20 protein-coding genes and 2 tRNA genes are annotated in these 22,493 nt (G+C 68.1%); 13 read left to right on the top strand and 9 right to left on the bottom strand.

The annotated features are described in order from the left end of the window. Positions 1-563: 563 nt before the first annotated feature. A complete protein-coding gene (locus tag ATL40_RS13720; RefSeq protein ID WP_342747626.1) occupies positions 564-2,000 on the bottom strand; it encodes a sensor histidine kinase in 1,437 nt (478 codons plus the stop codon). 77 nt (positions 2,001-2,077) lie between these two features. Further along, complete coding sequence (locus tag ATL40_RS13715; RefSeq protein ID WP_098470035.1) at positions 2,078-2,806, bottom strand: response regulator transcription factor; 729 nt, start codon at positions 2,804-2,806, stop codon at positions 2,078-2,080. Between the two features lie 280 nt (positions 2,807-3,086). Here ATL40_RS13715 and ATL40_RS13710 point away from each other — a divergent pair, with 280 nt between their 5' ends. Then, complete coding sequence (locus ATL40_RS13710) at positions 3,087-4,580, top strand: ABC transporter permease (protein ID WP_098470034.1); 1,494 nt, start codon at positions 3,087-3,089, stop codon at positions 4,578-4,580. A gap of 38 nt (positions 4,581-4,618) precedes the next feature. Further along, positions 4,619-5,344: an ABC transporter ATP-binding protein gene (locus ATL40_RS13705; protein WP_098470033.1), complete on the top strand. Its 726-nt coding sequence runs from the start codon at positions 4,619-4,621 to the stop codon at positions 5,342-5,344. Between the two features lie 43 nt (positions 5,345-5,387). Here the strand turns inward: ATL40_RS13705 and rsmG are convergent, their stop codons facing one another. From rsmG to rpmH, 6 genes are all read right to left on the bottom strand, one after another. Next, positions 5,388-6,050 carry a 16S rRNA (guanine(527)-N(7))-methyltransferase RsmG gene (gene rsmG, locus ATL40_RS13700; RefSeq protein ID WP_098470032.1) on the bottom strand — a complete coding sequence of 221 codons (663 nt, stop codon included), beginning with the start codon at positions 6,048-6,050 and terminating at the stop codon, positions 5,388-5,390. Beyond that, positions 6,047-6,562, bottom strand: a complete 516-nt coding sequence (locus ATL40_RS13695; RefSeq protein WP_098470031.1) for a Jag family protein — start codon at positions 6,560-6,562, stop codon at positions 6,047-6,049. The genes rsmG and ATL40_RS13695 overlap by 4 nt, the downstream gene beginning before the upstream one ends. A 48-nt stretch (positions 6,563-6,610) precedes the next feature. Further along, positions 6,611-7,717, bottom strand: a complete 1,107-nt coding sequence (gene yidC, locus ATL40_RS13690; RefSeq protein ID WP_098470030.1) for a membrane protein insertase YidC — start codon at positions 7,715-7,717, stop codon at positions 6,611-6,613. Positions 7,718-7,838: 121 nt separating this feature from the next. After that, complete coding sequence (gene yidD, locus ATL40_RS13685; protein WP_098470029.1) at positions 7,839-8,183, bottom strand: membrane protein insertion efficiency factor YidD; 345 nt, start codon at positions 8,181-8,183, stop codon at positions 7,839-7,841. Beyond that, positions 8,180-8,554 (bottom strand): ribonuclease P protein component, encoded by a 375-nt coding sequence (rnpA, locus tag ATL40_RS13680; RefSeq protein WP_098470028.1) that lies wholly within the window; start codon positions 8,552-8,554, stop codon positions 8,180-8,182. The genes yidD and rnpA overlap by 4 nt, the downstream gene beginning before the upstream one ends. A gap of 3 nt (positions 8,555-8,557) precedes the next feature. Beyond that, positions 8,558-8,695, bottom strand: a complete 138-nt coding sequence (gene rpmH, locus ATL40_RS13675; protein WP_098470027.1) for a 50S ribosomal protein L34 — start codon at positions 8,693-8,695, stop codon at positions 8,558-8,560. A gap of 479 nt (positions 8,696-9,174) precedes the next feature. Here rpmH and dnaA point away from each other — a divergent pair, with 479 nt between their 5' ends. From dnaA to ATL40_RS13630, 10 genes are all read left to right on the top strand, one after another. Next, positions 9,175-10,683 (top strand): chromosomal replication initiator protein DnaA, encoded by a 1,509-nt coding sequence (gene dnaA / locus ATL40_RS13670; protein ID WP_098470026.1) that lies wholly within the window; start codon positions 9,175-9,177, stop codon positions 10,681-10,683. A 452-nt stretch (positions 10,684-11,135) separates the two neighbouring features. Beyond that, a complete protein-coding gene (dnaN, locus tag ATL40_RS13665) occupies positions 11,136-12,266 on the top strand; it encodes a DNA polymerase III subunit beta (RefSeq protein WP_098470025.1) in 1,131 nt (376 codons plus the stop codon). Between the two features lie 49 nt (positions 12,267-12,315). Next, complete coding sequence (gene recF, locus ATL40_RS13660) at positions 12,316-13,581, top strand: DNA replication/repair protein RecF (protein ID WP_098470024.1); 1,266 nt, start codon at positions 12,316-12,318, stop codon at positions 13,579-13,581. Beyond that, positions 13,571-14,125, top strand: a complete 555-nt coding sequence (locus ATL40_RS13655; protein WP_245867132.1) for a DciA family protein — start codon at positions 13,571-13,573, stop codon at positions 14,123-14,125. The genes recF and ATL40_RS13655 overlap by 11 nt, the downstream gene beginning before the upstream one ends. Before the next feature lie 272 nt (positions 14,126-14,397). Continuing rightward, complete coding sequence (gyrB, locus tag ATL40_RS13650; protein WP_098470023.1) at positions 14,398-16,497, top strand: DNA topoisomerase (ATP-hydrolyzing) subunit B; 2,100 nt, start codon at positions 14,398-14,400, stop codon at positions 16,495-16,497. 65 nt (positions 16,498-16,562) lie between these two features. Beyond that, entirely contained in the window at positions 16,563-19,193 is a 2,631-nt protein-coding gene (gene gyrA / locus ATL40_RS13645; RefSeq protein ID WP_342747625.1) for a DNA gyrase subunit A, read from the top strand. Beyond that, positions 19,190-19,852 carry a DUF3566 domain-containing protein gene (locus ATL40_RS15270; protein WP_245867130.1) on the top strand — a complete coding sequence of 221 codons (663 nt, stop codon included), beginning with the start codon at positions 19,190-19,192 and terminating at the stop codon, positions 19,850-19,852. Before gyrA ends, ATL40_RS15270 begins: the two co-directional genes overlap by 4 nt. Positions 19,853-19,947: 95 nt before the next feature. Further along, positions 19,948-20,021, top strand: a tRNA-Ile gene (locus ATL40_RS13635). A 19-nt stretch (positions 20,022-20,040) separates the two neighbouring features. Then, a complete protein-coding gene (locus ATL40_RS15265; RefSeq protein ID WP_211283131.1) occupies positions 20,041-20,163 on the top strand; it encodes a DLW-39 family protein in 123 nt (40 codons plus the stop codon). A gap of 33 nt (positions 20,164-20,196) precedes the next feature. Next, a tRNA-Ala gene (locus tag ATL40_RS13630) sits at positions 20,197-20,269 on the top strand. A 63-nt stretch (positions 20,270-20,332) separates the two neighbouring features. On the opposite strand, the gene ATL40_RS13625 is transcribed toward ATL40_RS13630, so the two are convergent. Next, positions 20,333-21,454 carry an epoxide hydrolase family protein gene (locus ATL40_RS13625; protein ID WP_098470022.1) on the bottom strand — a complete coding sequence of 374 codons (1,122 nt, stop codon included), beginning with the start codon at positions 21,452-21,454 and terminating at the stop codon, positions 20,333-20,335. 61 nt (positions 21,455-21,515) lie between these two features. Between ATL40_RS13625 and ATL40_RS13620 the strand changes: the two genes are divergently transcribed. Beyond that, entirely contained in the window at positions 21,516-22,475 is a 960-nt protein-coding gene (locus ATL40_RS13620; RefSeq protein WP_098470021.1) for a helix-turn-helix transcriptional regulator, read from the top strand. Positions 22,476-22,493: the final 18 nt, after the last annotated feature.

Below are 22,493 nucleotides of genomic sequence, written 5' to 3'. Positions count from 1 at the left end.
ACACTCGCGCGACCTGACGTTTCACGTGAAACCGCAGGCCCGTGGGCGATGCGTCACGGGAAGGAACACCATGTCGACGTGCGTGGCACGGGTTCGACTTCAGCAGCAACGCTCGCTGTTGGCGGTCGGGCGCATGGCGAACGTACGCAGAGAGATGCCGCCTCGGGGCTACGGCTCCGCGCGAATGAATGGCGTTTCACGTGGATCGATGCAGGAGCCACACCGCACCTGGCGCCAGGCGGGAGTGCGGTCGGGTCAACAGAGTGGTCATGCAGCCCGAGATCGCTGGATCTCCCCACGTCCGAGTGCGGCTCCCATGCCAAGGAAGGTCGGGCGGGATGTTTCACGTGGAACAGCAACGATAGCGCTGGACGTCTTCGGTGAGGACGGGAGGCGGTGCCGCCGTCGTCGGGATGAAGATGCCGGGTGGTGGACAGCCGGACGGTTGACAGCGATGCGCGCGTCAGTGTGTGCGTTGGTCGGTCAGTCAAGCACTGCGCCCCGGGCGTCGACCCGCCGGCACACTCTGTGTACATTGAGAGCCCGCGTATGCAACGTATGTACTATTCAGTGCGATCCAGTGGTCCGTTCGGCAGCCACACAGTGAAGGTCGTGCACCCCGGCCGACTGTCCAGGCTGATCCTGCCCTGGTGTGCCTCCACTATTGCCGCAGCGATCGAGAGGCCGAGGCCGGTACCCCCAGTGCGACGTGTCCTGGAGGCATCAGCCCTTGCGAACCGCTCGAACACCCTGTCCACCATCTGAGGCTCCACACCCGGGCCATCGTCCTGTACACGGATCTCGACGCCGGTGCCGATGTCCGCCACTGTTACCACCACCGTCGTCCCGGGCGGTGTGTGGATTCGTGCGTTCGCCACCAGATTGGTCATAACTTGACTGATTCTTGACGCGTCCGCAAGAACCTCCAGAGCGTGCTCCGGCACCTCCAAACGCCAGTGATGCTCCGTCCCTACGGGCCTGGCATCCACGACGCACTCGACGGCCAGTCGTACAAGATCAACCCGCTCCAGGCTCAGTTCCCGCCCCTCGTCAAGGCGTGCCAGCAACAAGAGGTCCTCAACCAGCGCGGTCATGCGTTTGGACTGTGACTCGATCCGAGTCAGTGATTCCGCGGTCTGGTTCGTTGCCTCCGTTGGCCCCTGATCCCGGAGAGCTCTCAGTCCCAGCTCGGAGAATCCCCTGATCGATGCGAGGGGGGTCCGCAACTCATGGCTGGCGTCCGCCACGAATCGACGCATTCGTTCCTCGTTGTCGGCGCGGGCCGACAGCGAGGAGTCGACGTGATCCAGCAGGAGATTCAGGGCCATCCCCACCCGCCCCACCTCGGTGTCGGCGTCCAGACCACGTTCGGGAACGCGGTCCGTGATCGCCACCGTCCCGGTGGCAAGGGGTTGACGGGCCACCCGTTCGGCAGTCGTGACGACCGAGCGTAGCGGGGCGAGCGAGTGCCTGATCACCCCACCGACCACCAACGCAAGGGCCACCAGCCCGATTCCGGTAACCACGGCCGCGGCTGCGGCAATCGCGCGGACGGTGTCGGTGACCTCGGAATCGGGCAGACCCGCTACCACGATGTGACCGGCCGCTGGGCGAGCGGCCACCCGGTACGCACCGAGCCCCGGTATCTCAATGGTCCCGCCGGTCGGCCCGAGCTCAGACTCCACCACGCTGCCGACCTGCTGGTCCGACAGCGGGACAACCGTGCGCCCATCATCCGCGTACGCGCCGCTGACCTCACCATCGGGGCTCCACACCACCAGCAACGCGCCTGCCAGGAGGCCCCCCTCCTCCAGAGCGGCGGAAGCACTCGTGGCACCGGGTGCGCCGCCCTCCAGCCCCATCACCCGGGCAGACGCCTGGCCGGAAGCCTGCTGCACCCGTGCGGCAAGGTTCTCCTGAAGGATCCCACCGAGTACCGCGCCAGTGGCCAGCCCTGTCGCGATCAGTACTCCCGTCACCATGAGAACCGTCGTCGTCACCAAGCGTGCCTGGAGGGACCATCGCCGCGGCCGAACCAGCACCCGCCACCTCGCCGCTGAGGTCCCCGCTCGGCGGTTCACACGGGCGCCTTGATCACATATCCGAACCCGCGAACCGTGTGAATCAATGGAGCCCGGTTCGCGTCGATCTTCTTGCGCAGGTAGGAGATGTAGAGCTCCACCACGCTGGAACGCCCCCCGAAGTCGTAATTCCAGACCCGATCCAAGATCTGCGCCTTCGAGAGGACCCGTCGTTCGTTGCGCATGAGGAAGCGCAAGAGCTCGAACTCCGTGGCCGTCAGTGCGATCTCGACCCCAGCACGTTCCACCTCGTGGCTGTCCTCGTTGAGTGAGAGGTCAGCGACTCGAAGCACGGGCTCCGGCGCCGAGGCCACGGCGGACCGGGAACGCCGCAGGAGTCCACGCAGGCGTGCGACCACCTCCTCGAGGCTGAAGGGCTTGGTCACATAGTCATCACCACCCGCAGTCAGACCGGCTACGCGATCGGCCACCGAGTCCTTCGCCGTGAGGAACAGGACCGGGACCTCATTGCCTGACTGGCGCAGTCTCCGCAGGACACCCATACCGTCCAGGTCCGGCATCATCACGTCCAGCAGGATCGCGTCCGGATCGAACTCCTGCGCAAGGCGAATCCCCTCAGCGCCAGATCCAGCCGTGCGTACCTCCCACCCTTCGACGCGCAGCGCCATCGAGAAGAGATCGGTCAGCACTTGCTCGTCGTCCACGACGAGCACACGCACGGGACGGCCATCAAGCCGGATCATGGGGGATGCCGTCGGGCTCATACTCAATCATTCTCACGCATCACCTATGAACATCCTGTGAGAGCCACCCAGAAGGCGGGCGGATCGTCCTCACCCGCCGTCCTGGTACCTCACCTTCACCACGGCAAAGAAGCGCAAATCGCGTGAGTGGACTCGAGATCATCACACACGCTCACCGATTCCAGCGCACTGCGTTGCCTCTCTTCACAACGAACTCATAGGCGGCGCCTACCCGAACCAGAGCACGGGTTCCTAGCCTCGACGTCCGACGGCGGGCACTCGGCCCGTTGGGAGGAGACCCATGTACGCACGGTACCTACGGCGTGAACTGGCCGGCCGCAAGAAGCAGACGTTCATCGTCGCCGCCGGTATGGCCATCGCCATCGCCCTGGTCATGATTGTCAACGCTCTGGCCGCAGGTGTGAAGGATGCACAGGACCAAGCCCTGGACTCCGTCTACGGAGTCGGCACCGACCTCACGATCACCGGCGCCCAGACCGAGCCTGGGGAGGGAGGTCCCGGTCAGATGTTCGAGTTCGACGAGGACGCAGGATCCACCGACGACGAGGGAACGACGTCCCTCAGCCAGTCCATCCTCACGACTGGTATCGGACGGTCCACTCTCGAGGCGAACGTCATGGAGACGGTCCTGGCGGTCGACAATGTCAGTGGCGCCACGGGCGCTCTCAGCCTGACCAGTATGAGCTTCTCCGGCGAGCTACCCCAGATGCCTTCGCCGGAGGACGTGGCCGATGCGTCCACAGACCCGGGGCGTACGATGCCTGGCGAAGGTGAAGCCCCTGCTGCCGGCGGCGGATTCGGCGGCGGCTCGTTCGGCGTGAACTCCTTCAGCGTCCTCGGGGTCGACCTGGACGCCGACGCTCTCGGACCTCTGACAGGAGTCACGGTGAGCGAGGGACGGGCCCTGGAGGCCGACGACGCCGGCTCAACCGTCGCACTCCTCGACTCCACCTATGCCGCGACGGCGGATCTCACCGTGGGAGACTCCCTCGAGATCGTCGGGGAGGAGTTCGAGATCGTCGGACTGGTCAGCTCCACGTCCGATGAGGCGGACACCGCAGCGAATGTCTACCTCTCGCTCGATGTCGCGCAGGAGCTCTCCGGAGCGGGAGACGTGCTCTCCACCATCTACGTCCAGGCGACCTCGTCCGACTCGATCAGTGCGGTACAGGAGGAACTCGAGCAGGCTCTGCCTGGTGTCACCGTGAGCTCCCAGGCCGATCTCGCGTCGTCGGTCTCCGGCTCGCTGACCAGCGCATCCACCCTGATCAACAACCTCGGTACCTGGCTCTCCATCGTGGTGCTCGCCGTCGCACTCGCCCTTGCGGTGCTGTTCACGACCTCGGGCGTCAGCCGGCGGACCCGGGAGTTCGGCACCCTCAAGGCCATCGGATGGTCCAACTCCCGCGTGGTGCGTCAGGTAGCCGGGGAGTCGCTGGTCCAGAGCCTCATCGGCGGTGTCGTCGGCCTGGCTCTCGGACTCGGTGGCATTGCCCTGATCAACGCCATCGGTCCGACCATCAGCGCCGGTGGTTCGGGCGAGGCAACGGCCGAGGGAATGCGCGGAATAGGTCAGGGCATGGGCGCCGGCCCGTTCCGTTCCGGTACCGAGGTCACCGCGGCCACGGAGATCGTGCTCCAGGCACCCATCACCCTGTGGGTAATCGGCATCGCATTGGCACTAGCCGTCCTCGGTGGTCTCCTCGCCGGCGCCTTCGGCGGCTGGCGTGCCGCCCGGCTCAGCCCGGCGGAAGCACTGAGATCCGTCGCATGAACCGCTCCACCCACCCAGCCCCACCTCAGGAGGTCTCGATGACCGTCACCACGTCCGATACGACCCGGCCACAAGTCCCGGCACCGTCCTGGGTCTACCGCCTGGAGTCGGTCACGCGGACCTACCAACAGAAGGGACGCACCATCCAGGCCGTCGCAGGTGTGGACCTGCAGATCGACAGCGGTGATTTCGTCACCATCCAAGGCCCGACCGGTGGGGGGAAGTCCACCCTGCTTCAACTCCTCGGAGCGCTCGACCAGCCCACGAGCGGGCATGTCTACCTCGGCGACCTGGACATGGCGACCGCCTCCCATTCCCGATTGGAGAAGCTGCGCGCGCACGACATCGGGTTCGTGTTCCAGGGATTCAACCTCATCCCCACTCTCACCGCGGCAGAGAACGTCGATATGGCCTTGGAGCCGCTGCGACTCCCGCGGGTGGAACGGGCGACCCGGGTCGCCGAGGCCCTGGAGCACGTCGGCCTCGCCCAACGGGCCGATCACCGACCGGTGGAACTGTCGGGCGGCCAGCAGCAACGCGTCGCCATCGCGCGGGCGATCGTGAAGCGACCGAAGGTCCTCTTGGCGGACGAACCCACGGGAAACCTGGATGAGGCCATGCGCGATGAGATCCTGCTGCTGCTGGAACGCCTCAACACGCAGGGACTCACGTTGGTCGCCGTCACCCACGACTCCGCCGTGGCGCAACGAGCCCGACGGCGCCTCTACCTGAGCGCCGGTACCGTCGCCGACATCAAGGACTGACGAGGAACAATCGACCGGGCCGAGATCGTGACGGTTCCCCGCCTCAGGCGCGGCGCGGAACCGTCACGATCCGCGTCACATCGCCGTCTCCGAGCAGGTCCATCTCCTGGACGCGGACCTCCCCGGCTCGTGCCTTACGCAGCACACCGGCGGCGGCGTCGACCTCCTGATGCGCACGGGCACCCTTCATGGCCACGAGGCACCCCCCGGGCCGAACGAGAGGCCACGTGATCCGCACCAACTTGTCGAGCGCCGCAACGGCCCGGGCGGTCACCGCGTCGAAGTCCCATGCATCGTGGAACTCCTGGGCCTGACCGCGCAGGATCGAGACATTCGACAGGCCAAGGGTCTCGGCCACCGAGCCGAGCCATTGCACCCGGCGGTCCATGGGCTCGATCAGGTGCACCTCGAGGTCCGGCCGGCATGCGGCGATGACGATGCCGGGAAGCCCCGCACCCGAGCCTACGTCCGCCACGGTTCCCGACTCGGGCAAGGACGGCAGGACCGCCGCGGAGTTCAGCACGTGGCGGGTCCACAGGCGTTCGATCTCGCGCGGGCCGATGAGCCCCCGCTCCTCACCGTGCGTCAGCAGGAGACTCGCGAACGATCGGCACGCGTCGTAGCCGACCCCGAGGATCTCCGCGCTGCGTTCGGGGGACGTCTCCACGCCGTCCGGCAGCGGGAGGACACGCAACGCATCACTCATGAGGCGGGGTGGATCACCACGTGTCGATGCGGCTCAGCCCCGCTGGAGTCCGACACGAGACCGGCAGCGGCCACGGCATCGTGGACCACCTTCCGCTCAAAGGCGTTCATGGGTTCCAGAGAGACCGACGCCGAACTCGTCCGGACCCTGGAGATCGCCTCCTCCGCGAGCGCAGTCAACTCCTGACGCCGCCCAGCTCGGAACCCACCGACGTCCAGCATCAGTCGACTACGGTCACCCGTGCGCGCCTGAACTGCCAGCCGGGTCAGTTCCTGCAGTGCATCCAGCACCTCGCCGTCGCGGCCGACGAGTCGATCGAGGGAACCGTCGGATCCGTCCTCCGCAACGATGTCCACCACGGCGCGACCATGCTCGACGCCGATGTCGATGTCGCCGTCCAGATCGACGATGTCCAGGAGTTCCTCCAGGTAGTCAGCAGCCACCTCACCCTCCTCCTCGAGGCGCGAGGGGCCGGCCTCCTCCTGCGGCTTCACGACGTCTTCCTGTGCCACAGCACATCCTTCCTTCTGCCCGCCCGATCATCCGGGCGGTGCATGTCGCTACTTCTGACGCTTCTTCTTGCCCGGAGCGGGCGGGTCCTCGAGCACGGAGTCAGTGGCTTGCTCCGAGGCCACCTCCGGCGTGCCACCATCGGCTGCACCGTCCTGCGAATCCTCAGCCGCACCGGCCTGACCCTGCTGCTTCGGCAGACCCTGCCGCTTGGCTCGCTTGGCGCTCACTGGCTGCTGACGTTGGCCGCCTGCGGGCTTCGCGTCGGTGATCACGGCGACATCGCCGGAGTCCTCGAGGGTCTCGCCGCGCTTCTCGGCCCGCCGTGCGCGCCGCTCCAGCATCGCCTTCTCGGCCTCCGAACCCGGGGCCGGGTTGCGCCGGATCACGTAGAACTGCTGGCCCATCGTCCACAGGTTGGTCGTGGTCCAGTAGATCAGCACACCGATCGGGAAATTCACGCCGGTCACCGCGAAGATGATCGGGAAGATGTACATCAGCATCTTCTGCTGACGCGCCATCGGGTTGTCCAGCGCCGAGGCCGGCATGTTCTTCATCGTGAGCTGGCGCTGGGTGAAGAACATGGTGGCCGACATCGCCAGGATGAGCAGCACCGTCACGATCCGCACCTGAGCGGTGGCGTCGGCGGACATGAAGGTGGCAGAGAGCGGAGCACCGAACAGGGTGGAGTTCTCGGCCTCCGCCGCGAGCGTGGCGTCCAGCGGGCCGATCGATCCCCGGGCGCCGGAGGCGACGTCCGGCAACAGGTACAGCACCCGGAAGAGCGCGAAGAAGATCGGTGACTGCGCCAGGAGCGGCAGGCACGAGGCGAACGGTGAGGTGCCGGCCTCCCGGTAGATCGCCATCATCTCCTGCTGCATCGCCTGGCGAGAGGCGGGATCCGTCTTCCCCTTGTACTTCTTCTGCAGTTTCTGGATCTCGGGTTGGACCATCTGCATCCCGCGCTGCGCCTTGATCTGGCGCACGAAGAGGGGGATGAGGATGATTCGGATCACGATCACCAGCACCACGATGGAGAGGATCCAGGACCACCCACTGGCGGGCAGCCCGATCGCGACGAAGGCACGGTGCGCGAGCACCATGATCCAAGCGACCACCCACATGATGGGCGAGAGAATCGTGTCGAACCAGCTCATCGCGCTGTGCAACTCCTGTCAGATGGTGTGGCCTCGCGGTCCAGCCTTGAGGGTACGGCGTTCTGGTCCCGGGTGCGGAACCGCGCTGTGCCAGGGGCCGACGCCGTAGAGGTGGCGGAACTCATGAGTTGTGCTCCGCACCCGAAGGTGGCGAGGAGTCCGGGCCGGGCAGGTTCGATGGTGCAACCACGCCATCCCAGCTCGGCCACCGCTGACCGCGGTGGGGTGGCACGTCCACCCCACCGCGCGCCCACGGGTTACACCGCAGCACGCGGTACCCCGCGAGTACCGGCCCGATGAGAGCACCTCGCTCCCGGATGGCCTGCACGGCGTAGTTGGAGCAACTCGGGTAGAACCGGCATTGCTGAGGGAACCACGGCGAGATCACCTTCTGGTAGGCCACGATGGGCAGCGTGATCAGGCGGGCAACCCAGCCGACCGACCGGGGTTGCCGCGGCCCACTCATCGGCGTGCCGCCTGCCGAGGGTGTCCGCCCCGGGTGCGCGCGCGGGCGAGAGCGGAATCCAGATCGGCGCCGAGTCGGGCACTGTCGGCAGCGGCACTCGCAGGGAGAGCGCGCACGACGGCGAGGCTCCCGTTCGGGATCTCCCCGAGTCGCGCGGCGGTCAGGTGCCGCAGCCTGCGCTTCACCCGATTGCGCACCACGGCGTTCCCGACGGATTTGGACACGACGAAACCCACCCGCGCCGATGGCGCGGGTGGGTTCGCGTTCTGCATCAGGTGCACAACGAGCGTTGCGCTACCGGCTCGGGACCCGCGGGTGATCGCGGTGCGAAAGTCGCTCGACTCCCGCATCCGATGGACCGCGGGGAGCACGGCTCAGGCAGTCAGCGACTCACGGCCCTTGCGGCGACGAGCACTCACGATCGCTCGACCCGCACGGGTCCGCATGCGCAGACGGAAACCGTGCACCTTGGCACGTCGCCGGTTGTTCGGCTGAAAGGTCCGCTTGCTCACGGGAACTCCCACTCATAGATTGTTCGGTGGCGCGGCGGTGGTGTCGCGTCAGGGGTTGCGCCTACCCTGAACCCTACGTCCAACCTTTCCCACTGTGCGCAGGCAGAAGGTCGGCGCGCTCGACGCGACCATGAAACGGTACGCGCAGCAGCGCCTGCGGTCAAGTCGGGCACTCCTCAGGCCGACTCGAGATGCCACAGGCGCCGAGGTCGGCGCCTGGAAACACCCGGCTGGCTCCGCGGTCATGCACCGTGGGGGCGGCGCCGTCGGCGAACCGGCTGGATTCCCAGGGATACCCCCAGGCTGTGGATATCATCGTGCCGCACAGACCGCTCAGCCCTGGGACAGGTCAACGAAAGGCCTGGCACGTGCCACGGAAGGTCAACACGACCACCCCTACGCCCGTGCGGAGCGACAGAAACCCACATCGTTGTCCACAGGCTGTGGGCAACCGGACGGATCGAGGGGACAATAGCGCGATGACAGCGCACGGCGACGACACCACCGACGAGACCCTACAGACCAGGTGGGACACCGCCGTCGAGATCCTCACGGAGTCGCTGGGCGCATCCCAGCTCGCCTTCGTGCGCCAGACCCGGCCGCTCGGCGTCATCAACGGGACCTTGCTGGTGGCGGTCCCGAGTACCTTCACGCGCGATTTCCTGGAGACCCGGGCACGCGAACCGATCAACGCGGCGCTCGAATCGGCGTTCGGTGAGCAGCTCACCTTCGCCGTCTCGGTCGATCCCGCCCTCCTGGAGAACGACCCGGCGGCCGAGCCCGGACCCGCCGAGGCCCCGCCGGCTCCCTCACGCCCCGAACCCCCGCAGCGGCGAGGACCGGGACGGGAGGGATACAGCGAGTACGGCGCCACGCTGCAGGACATCCAGACCGAGTCGCGGCGCTCCCAGTTCACCGGACCCGTGGCCAACTCCGGCAACGACGGACCCGATGCCGCGCGACTCAACCAGGCCTACACGTTCGACACCTTCGTCACGGGAGCCAGCAACCGGTTCGCCAACGCGGCCGCCTTCGCCGTGGCCGAAGCACCTGCCAAGGCCTACAACCCCCTGTTCATCTACGGGGACTCCGGGCTCGGCAAGACCCACCTGCTCCACGCCATCGGGCACTACGCCCAACGCCTCTACCCAGGGGTACGGGTGCGCTACGTGAACTCCGAGGAGTTCACCAACGACTTCATCAACTCCATCCGCGACGACAAGGCGGAGTCCTTCCAGCGCCGGTACCGCAGCGTTGACGTGCTCCTGGTGGACGACATCCAGTTCCTGCAGGGCAAGAACGAGACGATGGAGGAGTTCTTCCACACCTTCAACGCGCTGCACAACGCCAACAAGCAGGTCGTCATCACCTCCGATGTCGCACCCAAGTACCTCGACGGGTTCGCCGACCGGATGCGCAGCCGCTTCGAGTGGGGGCTGATCACCGACATCCAACCGCCGGACCTGGAGACCCGCATCGCGATCCTGCGCAAGAAGGCCGGCCGCGAGCAGCTCTCGGCCCCGGACGACGTGCTCAGCTACATTGCCTCGCGCATCTCGACCAACATCCGTGAACTGGAGGGTGCGCTGATCCGCGTCACGGCGTTCGCGAACCTGAACGGTCAGACCGTGGACCTCTCCCTCGCCGAGATGGTGCTCAAGGACCTCATCACGCAGGACGGTGACCCGGAGATCACCCCGGCGATGATCATGGCCCAGACCTCGGAGTACTTCGGCGTCACCCTGGAGGCCCTGCGCAGCGCCGACCGCACCCGCGTGCTGGTGAACGCACGGCAGATCGCGATGTACCTGTGCCGCGAGCTCACCGACCTCTCCCTGCCCAAGATCGGCCAGATCTTCGGGGGTCGTGACCACACCACCGTGATGCACGCGGACCGCAAGATCCGTGAGCTGATGGCCAAGAACCGTGCCACCTTCACGCAGGTGACGGAGTTGACCAACCGGATCAAGCAGCAGAACAAGGCCTGACCCCGCCAACCCTCAACCCCCACTTGAGTGCACAGGTGTGGATAACCCTGGGGACAGCCGTGGACAACTGGGGGCGCCCCGTGGACGGCACCCGGGGGTGGCTGGGGAATCCACGCCATGTCATTCACCTGTATCCACGTACGCCGCCGGTTCGACCACAACTTCCACCGCTGTAGTTCCACATGCCGACACTCGATGCGACCTGCGCCGATGCCGGTCGTCCCCAGCATCCACACCCCCTACGACTACGACTAACTCATCTCCTGGACGAATGCCTGTGCATCACCACTGCCCGGTGATCGTGATCCTCCCTGCCGGCGGTGTCACCATCAGGTCGACCGTGGACGAACGCGCCACGGATCCCCGATCGGGCGGCTAGGGTGTGGGTGGCGCGTGCCGACTTCGGTGCGCTGCCGACGCAACCCCACAGGTCCCCAGGAAGGTGCACCACCGTGAAGTTCACCGTCGAGCGTGACGTGCTCGCCGAGGCCGTGACGTGGACGGCTCGGTCCCTGCCCAACCGCCCGAGCATCCCGGTCCTCGCCGGCATCCGTCTGGAGGCATCCGCCTCCGGTGTGCTCTCCCTGTCCGCTTTCGACTACGAGGTCTCCGCGGTGTGTGAGGTCGCCGCTGAGGTGACCGAGGTCGGCACCATGCTGGTCTCCGGGCGGCTGCTCGCGGAGATCTCCCGATCGCTGCCCGCCAAGCCGGTCGAGGTGAGCCTCGAGGGCACCCGGGTCGTGCTGACCTGCGGATCCAGTCGCTTCACGCTCCTGACGATGCCGATCGAGGACTACCCGAAGCTCCCGGCACTGCCGCCCGCCTCGGGGACCATCGATGCCGGGGTGTTCGCGCAGGCCGTGGCCCAGGTGACGATCGCCGCGAGCAAGGACGAGACCCTCCCGCTGTTGACCGGTGTGCGCCTGGAGATCGAGGACGACACCCTCACCCTCCTGGCCACCGACCGCTACCGGCTCGCGATGCGCGAGATCCCGTGGCACCCGGCGACCACCGGTGTGAGTGCCAGCGCGTTGGTGCGCGCCCGCACGCTGTCCGAGGTCGCGAAGTCACTCACCAGCTCCGGTTCGCTCAGCCTGTCCCTGCCCACCGGGGTCGGCACCGAGATCGTCGGCTTCGAGGCCGGCGGGCGCCGCACCACCTCCTTGCTCGTGGACGGCGAGTACCCACCCGTGCGTCGACTCTTCCCCGAGAGCACCACATCCCACGCCGTGGTCCCGACCGCTGCACTGATCGAGGCGGCCCGCCGCGTGGCCCTCGTGGCCGAGCGCAACACCCCGATCCGGTTGGAGTTCTCCGAGGGTCAGGCGATCCTCGAGGCCGGGCAGGGCGAGGACGCCCAGGCCTCCGAGGCCGTGGAGGCCCAGCTCGACGGCGAGGCGATCACCACGGCCTACAACCCGGGCTACCTGCTGGACGCCCTGGGTGCGGTCGGTACGGACTACACCCGGATCGCGTTCACCCACGGGACCAAGCCGTCGGTGATCACCGGCCTGGCCGAGGCCGACTCCGCGGTGGACGACTCCTTCCAGTACCTGATCCAGCCGATCCGCTTCGCCGGCTGAGTCCCGGCTGACACCTGCGGTCGCAGACCGCGGGCCGAGAAGGGATGGCATGTACCTCAGTGACCTCGCACTGACGGACTTCCGCTCCTATGAGTCCGTCGCCGTGCAGGTGCCGCCAGGGATCACGGCCCTGGTGGGTCCCAACGGCCAGGGCAAGACCAACCTGGTCGAGGCGATCGGGTACCTGGCCGCGTTCTCCTCCCATCGGGTCTCCTCCGATGCCCCACTGATCCGCCAGGGGTGTTCACGCGCAGTGATCCAGTCCCGGGTGCAGCGGGAGGGGCGCGGAACGGTCGTGGAGGTGGAACTGAACGCGGGTCGGGCGAACCGCGCCCGCCTGGACCGCGCACCGGTCTCCCGGGTGCGGGAGGTGGCCGGCGTGGTGCGCTCGGTCGTGTTCGCACCCGAGGACCTGGCGCTGGTCAAGGGGGATCCGGATGTGCGCCGTCGTTTCCTGGACGATCTCCTGGTGCAGCTCTCCCCCCGGATCGGTGCGGTCCGGGCTGATTACGAGCGGGTGCTGCGCCAGCGCACCAGCCTGCTGAAGTCGGCAGGTGCCGTGCGCAGGGCCCGGCGCGGTGGCGGCGGGAGCGAGTCCAGTGGTGACGGGGGCGGCGCGAGTTCCTCGGCGTTGCGCACCCTGGATGTGTGGGACGCGCAGCTCGCGGCCGCAGGCTCGCAGTTGATCGCCGCGCGGATGCGGCTGGTGCAGGCGCTGCGGCCCCACGTGGCCCGCGCCTACGAGCAGGTCAGTTCGGCGCAGGGCGCCGCCACCCTCGCCTACCGCAGCAGTCTGGTGGCCGCCCGTCCGCAGGACGCACCCGACGTCGTCGATGGCGGTGTGGCCACCGGGACGGGTGATGCGGCCGCGCTCGCCGCACAGGAGGAGGAACTGCTGCGCTCCGACCTCGTCCAGGCGCAGCTCCTGGAGGCGATGGCGCGGCTGCGGGCCAAGGAACTGGAGCGGGGGGTCTGCCTGGTGGGGCCGCACCGGGACGACCTCCTGCTCCACCTGGGCGGCCTGCCCGTGAAGGGCTACGCCTCCCACGGCGAGACCTGGTCCGTGGCGCTCGCACTGCGGTTGGGCGCCTTCGAACTGCTGCGCGACGACGACGGTTGGCAGGGTGGTGACCCCATTCTCATCCTGGACGACGTGTTCGCCGAGCTCGACGCCCGGCGGCGCACCGCCCTGGCGAGGCTGGTGGCACCCGCGGAGCAGGTGCTCATCACGGCCGCCGTGGCCGAGGATGTGCCGGCCGAGCTCGAGGGCGCACGATTCGACGTGATGGGTGGTGAGGTGACGCGTGTCCTGTGAGGAGCAGCCCGAGCCGACCGGAGACTCCACCCGCACCGGTCAGGTGCGCGGCCTCGATGATGCTGCGGCCGCCGCGCTGGCGCGGGCCCGCGCTGTGGCGCGAGACAAGGGTCTGCGACCGGGCGCGCCTGGGCGCCGGCGCGCCACACGCACCCCCGGGACCGGGCCCGGGTTCCCCGTGACCCGCTCCCGTGACCCGCAGGCAGTGGGTGAGGCCCTGAAGCGCCTGGTGGCCGCCCGCGAGTGGTCCAGCGAGCTCTCGGTCGGCGGTGTGACGGCGCGCTGGCCCCAGGTGGTGGGCCGAGAGGTCGCCGAGCACGCCACGCCGGAGACCTTCACCGACGGCCGGCTGGTGGTCCGAGCCTCCTCCACGGCGTGGGCAACGCAGTTGCGCCTGCTGCTTCCCCAGATCGAGCGGCGGATCGCCGAGGAGGTGGGCGACGGCGTCGTCCAGGAGATCACGATCATCGGCCCGGGTGCTCCCACCTGGCGCTACGGGAACCGGGTGGTCAAGGGCCGTGGACCCCGGGACACCTACGGCTGAGCACGCCTGACGCGAATGGGTGCATGGCGCTGGGTGCCGATCTGGCAGGCGCACAGCGCCTGCCCCTCGGTCCCTCCCGGATCCACACCTCCTTGCGCGCCTGGGGGGCGTTTCTGGCGCTCTGAGGGGTAGAATCAGCCAGTAGGAGTTCCCCTGACCGCTTCGGCGTGTCGTGGGTGTCCGCCAGGGCGCTCGCCGCGAGGGGGTCTGCACGCGTCCCGGGCACGGCTGTGCCCACCGTCGCGTGCCCGCCCAGCGATCGAAGGACTTACGTGACGGATCCGACGCCGGAGAACGCCGACGTGCCCGCAGCCGCCGAGGTGACCCCGCCCGCGGTGGCGCCCGGAGGGTACGACGCCCAGAACATCACGGTGCTGGAGGGCCTGGAGGCCGTCCGCAAGCGCCCCGGCATGTACATCGGGTCCACCGGTGAACGCGGTCTGCATCACCTCGTCTACGAGATCGTGGACAACTCCGTGGACGAGGCCCTGGCCGGCTACTGCGACCACATCGAGGTGACCCTGCTCGCCGATGGTGGCGTGCGGGTGGTGGACAACGGCCGCGGCATCCCCGTGGCGATCCACCCCACCGAGGGAAAGCCGACCCTCGAGGTCGTCATGACGATCCTGCACGCCGGCGGGAAGTTCGGCGGCGGCGGGTACGCGGTCTCGGGCGGCCTGCACGGCGTGGGCATGTCCGTGGTGAACGCGCTGTCCACCCGGATGGAGTCGGTGGTGCAGCGCGACGGCTACACCTGGTCCCTCTCCTTCGCCGACGGCGGCAAGCCGCAGGGCGAGATCGTGCGGGGTGAGCCCAGCAGCGTCACCGGCACCACCCAGACCTTCTGGGCGGACCCGGAGATCTTCGAGACCACCACCTACAGCTTCGAGACGCTGCGCACCCGGTTCCAGCAGATGGCGTTCCTCAACAAGGGGTTGCAGATCACGCTGACCGACGAGCGCACCGCGGACACCGACGACGAGGTGGCCGAGGACGACGCGCCCTCGGCCGGGTCGGCCTCCGCCGATGGGCAGGGCGCGAGTGAGTCGACCGCCCCCGAGCCCAAGCACCGCACCGTCACCTATCGCTACGACGGCGGACTGGTGGACTACGTCAAGCACCTGAACTCCGCGAAGAAGGCCGAGGTCGTCAACGCGGAGATCGTGGACTTCGAGGCGGAGAACCCCGAGGCGACCATCTCCCTGGAGGTGGCGATGCAGTGGACCACGGCCTACAACGAGTCGATCCACACCTACGCCAACACCATCAACACTTCCGAGGGTGGCACCCACGAGGAGGGTTTCCGCGCCGCGCTGACCACCCTGGTCAATCGCTACGGCCGGGAGAAGAACCTGCTGCGGGAGAAGGACGAGAACCTCACGGGCGACGACATCCGCGAGGGACTCACCGCCGTCATCTCCATCAAGCTGGGTGAACCCCAGTTCGAGGGGCAGACCAAGACGAAACTGGGGAACACGGAAGCGCGTTCCTTCACCCAGAAGGTGGTCTACGAGCACTTCGGTGACTGGCTGGACTCCCACCCGAACGAGGCCAAGGAGATCGTGCGCAAGGCGATCCAGGCCTCTCAGGCCCGGATGGCGGCGCGTAAGGCACGTGAGGCCACCCGCCGCAAGGGTCTGCTCGAGGGTGTGGGCATGCCGGGCAAGCTGAAGGACTGCTCCAGCCGGGACGCGAGCCGTTCGGAGGTCTTCATCGTGGAGGGCGACTCCGCCGGCGGCAGCGCCGTGCAGGGTCGCAATCCCGAGACGCAGGCGATCCTGCCGCTGCGCGGGAAGATCCTCAACGTGGAGAAGGCACGGCTGGACCGGGCGCTCGGCAACGCGGAGGTCCAGGCACTCATCACCGCGTTCGGCACGGGCATCGGTGAGGAGTTCGACGTCGAGAAGCTCCGGTACCACAAGATCGTGCTGATGGCGGATGCCGATGTGGACGGGCAGCACATCTGCACGCTCCTGCTCACGCTGCTGTTCCGTTACATGCGCCCGCTCGTGGAGCAGGGGTACGTCTACCTCGCCGCGCCGCCGCTGTACAAGATCAAGTGGACCAATGCCGCCCACGGGTACGCCTACTCCGACCGGGAGCGCGATGCGCTGCTGGCGATGGGTCGTGAGCAGGGTTACCGACTGCCCAAGGAGGGTGGCATCCAGCGGTACAAGGGTCTCGGTGAGATGAACTACTCCGAGCTGTGGGAGACCACGATGGACCCGGAGACCCGCGTGCTGAAGCAGGTGACGATCGGTGAGGCGGCCGCGGCCGACGAGATCTTCTCCGTGCTCATGGGCGAGGACGTGGACTCCCGCCGTTCCTTCATCCAGCGCAACGCCCGGGACGTGAGATTCCTCGACATCTAGCCGCCGGCTAGCCCTCGAGTTCCTCACCCCAGCGTCAACCGTTCCCGGGACAGAACAGGATCACCGTGACTCAGCCTCCAGACGACAACCAGCCCGTGGTGCCCGAGGGTGCCGCGTTCGGCGGCCGCGTCGAGCAGGTCGACCTGCAGTTGGAGATGCAGCGCTCCTACCTCGACTACGCGATGAGCGTGATCGTGGGGCGCGCGCTCCCGGAGGTGCGCGACGGCCTCAAGCCGGTGCACCGCCGCGTGCTGTACGCCATGTTCGACGGCGGCTACCGCCCCGACTCCTCCTTCTCCAAGTGCACCCGCGTGGTGGGCGAGGTGATGGGGAACTACCACCCGCACGGCGACAGCGCGATCTACGACACCCTCGTGCGGCTCGTGCAGCCCTGGGTGATGCGCTATCCACTGGTGACGGGGCAGGGCAACTTCGGCTCCGCCGGTGATGATCAGGCCGCCGCCCCCCGGTACACCGAGTGCAAGCTCGCCCCGCTGGCCATGGAGATGGTCCGCGACATCGACAAGAACACGGTGGACTTCGGGGACAACTACGACGGCCGCACCCGCGAGCCGCTGGTCCTGCCCGCCCGGTACCCCAATCTGCTGGTCAACGGCAGCGCCGGCATCGCCGTGGGTATGGCGACGAACATCCCGCCGCACAATCTGCGCGAGGTGGCTGCCGGTGCGCAGTGGTTCCTGGAGAACCCGGACGCGAGCAACTCCGAGCTGCTCGCCGCGCTGCTGCAGCGGATCAAGGGACCGGACTTCCCCACCGGTGCCCAGATACTCGGGGTGCGCGGTATCGAGGACGCCTACCGCACCGGCCGTGGCTCGATCACGATGCGCGCCGTGGTGGAGGTCGAGGAGATCCAGAACCGCCAGTGCCTCGTGGTCACCGAGTTGCCGTACCAGGTCAACCCCGATCGGCTCGCCGCGAAGATCGCCGAACTGGTCCGCGACGGCAAGATCGCCGGCATCGCCGACCTGCGTGATGAGACCTCCGGTCGCGCCGGTCAGCGCCTCGTCATCGTGCTCAAGCGCGACGCCGTGGCCAAGGTGGTACTGAACAACCTCTACAAGCACACCCAGCTGCAGGACACCTTCGGCGCGAACATGTTGGCGCTGGTGGACGGTGTGCCCCGCACGCTGAGCCTGGACGCGTTCATCCGGCACTGGGTGGACCACCAGATCGAGGTCATCGTCCGGCGCACCCAGTACCTGCTGGACGAGGCCGAGAAGCGCATCCACATCCTGCGCGGCCTGCTCAAGGCGCTGGATGCCCTGGACGAGGTGATCGCGCTGATCCGGCGTTCCCCCTCGGCCGAGGAGGCCCGCGGTGGCTTGATGGCGTTGCTGGGAATCGACGAGATCCAGGCGACCGCCATCCTGGACATGCAGCTGCGGCGCCTCGCGGCGTTGGAGCGGCAACGGATCATCGACGACCACGACAAGCTCGAGGCGCAGATCACGGACTACCAGTCCATCCTCGCCACCCCGGCGCGGCAGCGCACGATCGTCTCGGAGGAGCTCGCGGCGATCGTGGAGAAGTTCGGGGACGAACGCCGCTCCACGATCCTGCCCTTCGACGGCGAGATGAACGTCGAGGACCTCATCCCTGTCGAGGACATCGTGGTGACGATGACCCGCGGTGGATACGTCAAGCGCACCCGTACCGACAACTACCGCGCGCAGAGGCGGGGCGGTAAGGGTGTGCGCGGCGCAAGTCTGCGCGGGGACGACGTGGTCAGCACCTTCATGGTGACCACCACGCACAACTGGCTGCTGGTGTTCACCAACCTGGGGCGGGTGTACCGGCTCAAGGGGTACGAGCTGCCCGAGGGTGGCCGCGACTCCAAGGGGCAGCACATCGCCAACCTGCTGGCCTTCCAGCCGGGTGAGGAGGTTGCGAGCGTGCTCGCGCTGCGGGACTACACGCAGGCCGAGTACCTGGTGCTGGCGACCAAGCGCGGTCTGGTGAAGAAGACCCGCCTGGCGGAGTACGACTCCTCCCGCACCGCGGGCGTGATCGCCATCAACCTGCGCACCGATGAGTCGGGCGAGATCGACGAGGTGGTGGCCGCCCGGCTCGTGAACGCGGATCAGGATCTGCTGTTGGTATCCCGGTTCGGGCAGTCCATCCGGTTCACCGCCACGGACGAGGCCCTGCGGCCCATGTCCCGCAGCACCTCCGGGGTGACGGGGATGAAGTTCCGCGAGGACGATGAGCTGCTCTCGATGGACGTGGTGCACGACGACGCCACCCTGTTCACGGTGACCGACGGCGGCTTCGCCAAGCGCACCCTGGTGAGCGAGTACCGCATCCAGGGCCGAGGCGGCTACGGCATCAAGGTCGCCAAGGTCACCGAGGACCGCGGCGCCCTGGTCGGGGCCCTGGTCGCCGACCCGGACGACGAGGTGCTCGTGATCATGGAGCGCGGCAAGGTGGTGCGCTCCGCCGTCGGGGAGGTCGGTATCACCGGCCGCAACACCCAGGGCGTCACCTTCGCCAAGCCCGACAACGGTGACCGGATCATCGCGGTCGCCCTCGGTGAGCGTGGCACCGGTGAGGATTCCGTGGAGGAGGCAGCGCAGGCCGCAGCCCAGGTCGAGGCGGCGGACGGCGATACCGTAGCGTCGGAGGCTACGGCCACTCCCGATGAGGGTGGGTCACCGAACGAGGAAGAGACGTCATGAGCGAGCCGACAGGCGGGGACGACCAGAACACGGTGCGTCCTGTGATGCGCACCTCCGTCAAGATCCCGGCCGGCAGTGGTACGGCACCGAGCCGCGAGGTGCCCAGCGACGAGGAGTCCGGCGAGGCGCCCAGCGCACCCAGCGGCAAGGCGAACGAGGAGACCTGGGCGGCCACGGCGTCGCCGGCCCAGGAGGATCCGCCCTCGATCCCGCCTCAGGGTTCGCGCGTCGAGTCCTCCGGTGGCTCCGCTGCACCCGCACAGACGCAACCGAGCCCGCCGCCGCGGAGCACCGGCGCCGCGCGCCGGGTGCGACTGTCCGTCTCCCGTGTGGACCCGTGGTCGGTGATGAAGCTCGGCTTCCTGCTGAGTGTGGCCGCCGGGATCGTCATGGTGGTGGCGACCGTGGTGGCGTGGCAGGTTCTCAACGCGATGGGCGTGTTCACGGACCTGGAGTCCCTGGTGACCGACCTCGACGCGATGGCGCAGTTCGGCACCGTGCTGGAGTACCTGCGGATGCGCAACATCATGTCGCTCGCCACGATCTTCGCGATCATCAACGTGGCCCTGTTGACGGCGCTGTCCGCCCTCGGGGCGTTCCTGTACAACATCGTGGCGGCGCTCGTCGGCGGGGTGCACCTCACCCTCACCGACGACTGAGCCGCCCGGGTGGTGCGCGTTTTGGCAACCGGGCCGGTTGTGAGGTAATCTCGACCGGCGCCTGCGAGCCAGTCTCACGCGGGTGTCACCCATGAGGGCCTATAGCTCAGTCGGTTAGAGCGCTTCCCTGATAAGGAAGAGGTCCCGCGTTCGAGTCGCGGTAGGCCCACTCTCTCGGAGGTAGACGGATGAAGAAGTTTCTCCTGATCGCCCTGGTCGCCGGCATCGCCGTGATCGTGGCTCGCGAGGCTGCCTCCGAGCGCGAGGAGCGCAAGCTCTGGCGCGAGATCACCGATCCGCTCGAGGGCTAGACTCTCCCCATCCGCCGCGAGCCATCGCGGCAAGGGGCCATGGCGCAATTGGTAGCGCACCTGCTTTGCAAGCAGGGGGTTGCGGGTTCGAGTCCCGCTGGCTCCACCCACTCGATCGTATGCCGATGGGGCCGCTCCACACCGGAGCGGCCCCATCGGCGTTGTCGGCTCAGCGCAGGAAGTCGCGCAGGTCCCGGGCGAGCAGCTCCGGGGTCTCCATCGCGGGGAAGTGCCCGCCCTCGGTGGAGTCGCTCCAGTGGTCGACGGCGCCGGCGGGGTCCATCACGCGTCGCACCAGCGGGTGGGAGTCGAAGACGGCCCATCCCGTGCGCACCGGAGCGCCCATGCTCGGGGGGCGGCCCGAGTGGACCGACTCGTAGTAGAACTGTGCGCTCGACTCCCCGCTGCGGGTGAACCAGTACAGGCTCACCAGGGTGAGGAGCTGGTCCCGGTTCACCGTCTCATCCGGCGTGGCGGCCGTACGGGCCCGGAACTTCTCGGCGATCCACGCGAGCTGCGCGACCGGGGAGTCGGTGAGTGCGACGCCGATCGTGTCCGGCCGGTGCTGCTGCATCGCGAGATAGCCGGCATCGGCGGCCGCCTCGGTGTTCTTACCGGCGAGGACCTCACGCTCGGGATCGGACAGATCCGTGGGGGCCGGGAAGATCGTCCCCACCAGGCCGAGGATGCGCTGTTCAGCGGCGTAATGGGCGGCGAAAACCCGCTCCGGGTGTGCTGTTGCGAGCTCGCCGAGGATTCCCGTGCCCATGTCCGTGGCGTGGGCGGCGAACGTGGGATACCCCAGGCGGGTCATGATGTCCGCGTACGCGCCGGCTGTGCGGGCCAGGTCCCATCCGGTGGAGCTCAGGGGTGTGGAGAAGGCGAAGCCCGGTGGTGAGGGGATCACCACGTGGAAGTCGTCGGTCAGCAGCGGCAGGAGTCGCTGGTACTCCACGAACGATCCGGGCCATCCGTGGACGAGCAGGAGCGGCGTGGCCGCGGGGTTGGCCGAGCGCGCGTGCACGGCGTGGAAGCTCTGCCCCTGGACGGTGGTGGTGACCTGGGCGAGCTCGTTGAGCCGTTCCTCCTGTGCGCGCCAGTCGAAGTCGTGGTTCCAGTACTCGGCGAGCTCGCGCACGTATGCCGGTGGGATGCCGCGGCTGAAGTCGGTGCGGTCCTCGCGTCCCGGGACCGGGTGCGGCCATCGGGTCGCCGCCAGTCGATTGCGCAGGTCGTCCAGCGCGGCCTGGGGGATCTGGATGCGGAAGGGTGTCGTCGTGGGGTGGCTCATGGGGTCACGTTCCCACGCAATGCGGAAGAGGAGGTTCCTGAATGTGTGGGAACCTGTCGGCATGCTCGCGACCTCCGCACGGCTCCTGAGCCTGCTCTCCGTCCTGCAGCGCCCGCGGGAGTGGACGAGCGCGGAGCTGGCCGAGCGTCTCGATGTCACGACTCGAACGGTGCGGGCCGACGTCGCAAAGTTGCGCAGCTTGGGGTACCCCGTTCAGTCGCGTCCCGGTCTGGGCGGTGGCTACCGCCTGAGCGCGGGCAGCGCGATGCCGCCGTTGCTGATGGACGACGACGAAGCGGTCGCCGTGGCGATCGGGCTGGGGATTGCAGCGGGCGGAGGGATCGATGTCGAGTCCCCCTCCCTGACTGCACTGGCGAAGCTCGAACAGGTCATGCCCTCTCGTCTGCGCCATCGCGTCTCGGCGATCCGCGCCGCCACGAGCACGGTCGGTGGGTCCGCCGTCGGGATCGACCTACCCGCACTCGGTGTCCTCGCCTCTGCCGTCAGGGGACGGGAGCGGACCCGGTTCGACTACACCCGCCCGCACGAGGAGACGCGAGGGCGTCATGTGGAGCCACATCGCCTCATCCGATGGGAAAAACTGTGGTATCTGCTCGCGTGGGACCTCGACCGGGACGACTGGCGCATCTTCCGGGTGGATCGCGCGGCGCGCCCGGCGCCCACCGGTGCGACGTTCATCGCGCGCCCCGTACCCGGGGGCGATGCCGCCGAGTACGTCACCCGCAGCGTGATCCGCGGCACCTGGGCCTGTCACGCCGTCGTGCTGGTGCACGCCTCTGCGGAGCTGGTGCGCTCACGCATCGGATTCCCGCTCGGGATAGAGGCGCTCGGTCCGGCAGTGTGCCGGTTCACCATCGGTGGGTCGGATGCCGATGAGCTTGCGCGCCGGCTGATGGCGCTCGGCGCCGATGTGGAGGTCCTCGAGGGTGGGGCGTTGCGCGAGGCCATGGGCCGCCTGGCCGAACGGTGCCGACGAGCCGCCGGATCCGCTCCTGGGTGAGAGGGACGTGGCGCGGGA

Origin of the sequence: Serinibacter salmoneus (genome assembly GCF_002563925.1) — a bacterium.
Classification (GTDB): Bacteria; Actinomycetota; Actinomycetes; order Actinomycetales; family Beutenbergiaceae; genus Serinibacter; species Serinibacter salmoneus.
The sequence above is the reverse complement of the archived record's forward strand: the minus strand, read 5'-3'. Positions and strand labels throughout refer to the sequence as shown.

Coding starts and splice junctions, on each gene's coding strand:
- ATL40_RS13715 (WP_098470035.1), bottom strand. CDS start 2,806: ATGAGCCCGACGGCATCCCCCATGATCCGGCTTGATGGCCGTCCCGTG.
- ATL40_RS13710 (WP_098470034.1), top strand. CDS start 3,087: ATGTACGCACGGTACCTACGGCGTGAACTGGCCGGCCGCAAGAAGCAG.
- ATL40_RS13705 (WP_098470033.1), top strand. CDS start 4,619: ATGACCGTCACCACGTCCGATACGACCCGGCCACAAGTCCCGGCACCG.
- rsmG (WP_098470032.1), bottom strand. CDS start 6,050: ATGAGTGATGCGTTGCGTGTCCTCCCGCTGCCGGACGGCGTGGAGACG.
- yidC (WP_098470030.1), bottom strand. CDS start 7,717: ATGAGCTGGTTCGACACGATTCTCTCGCCCATCATGTGGGTGGTCGCT.
- yidD (WP_098470029.1), bottom strand. CDS start 8,183: ATGAGTGGGCCGCGGCAACCCCGGTCGGTCGGCTGGGTTGCCCGCCTG.
- dnaA (WP_098470026.1), top strand. CDS start 9,175: ATGACAGCGCACGGCGACGACACCACCGACGAGACCCTACAGACCAGG.
- recF (WP_098470024.1), top strand. CDS start 12,316: ATGTACCTCAGTGACCTCGCACTGACGGACTTCCGCTCCTATGAGTCC.
- ATL40_RS15270 (WP_245867130.1), top strand. CDS start 19,190: ATGAGCGAGCCGACAGGCGGGGACGACCAGAACACGGTGCGTCCTGTG.
- ATL40_RS15265 (WP_211283131.1), top strand. CDS start 20,041: ATGAAGAAGTTTCTCCTGATCGCCCTGGTCGCCGGCATCGCCGTGATC.
- ATL40_RS13625 (WP_098470022.1), bottom strand. CDS start 21,454: ATGAGCCACCCCACGACGACACCCTTCCGCATCCAGATCCCCCAGGCC.
- ATL40_RS13620 (WP_098470021.1), top strand. CDS start 21,516: ATGCTCGCGACCTCCGCACGGCTCCTGAGCCTGCTCTCCGTCCTGCAG.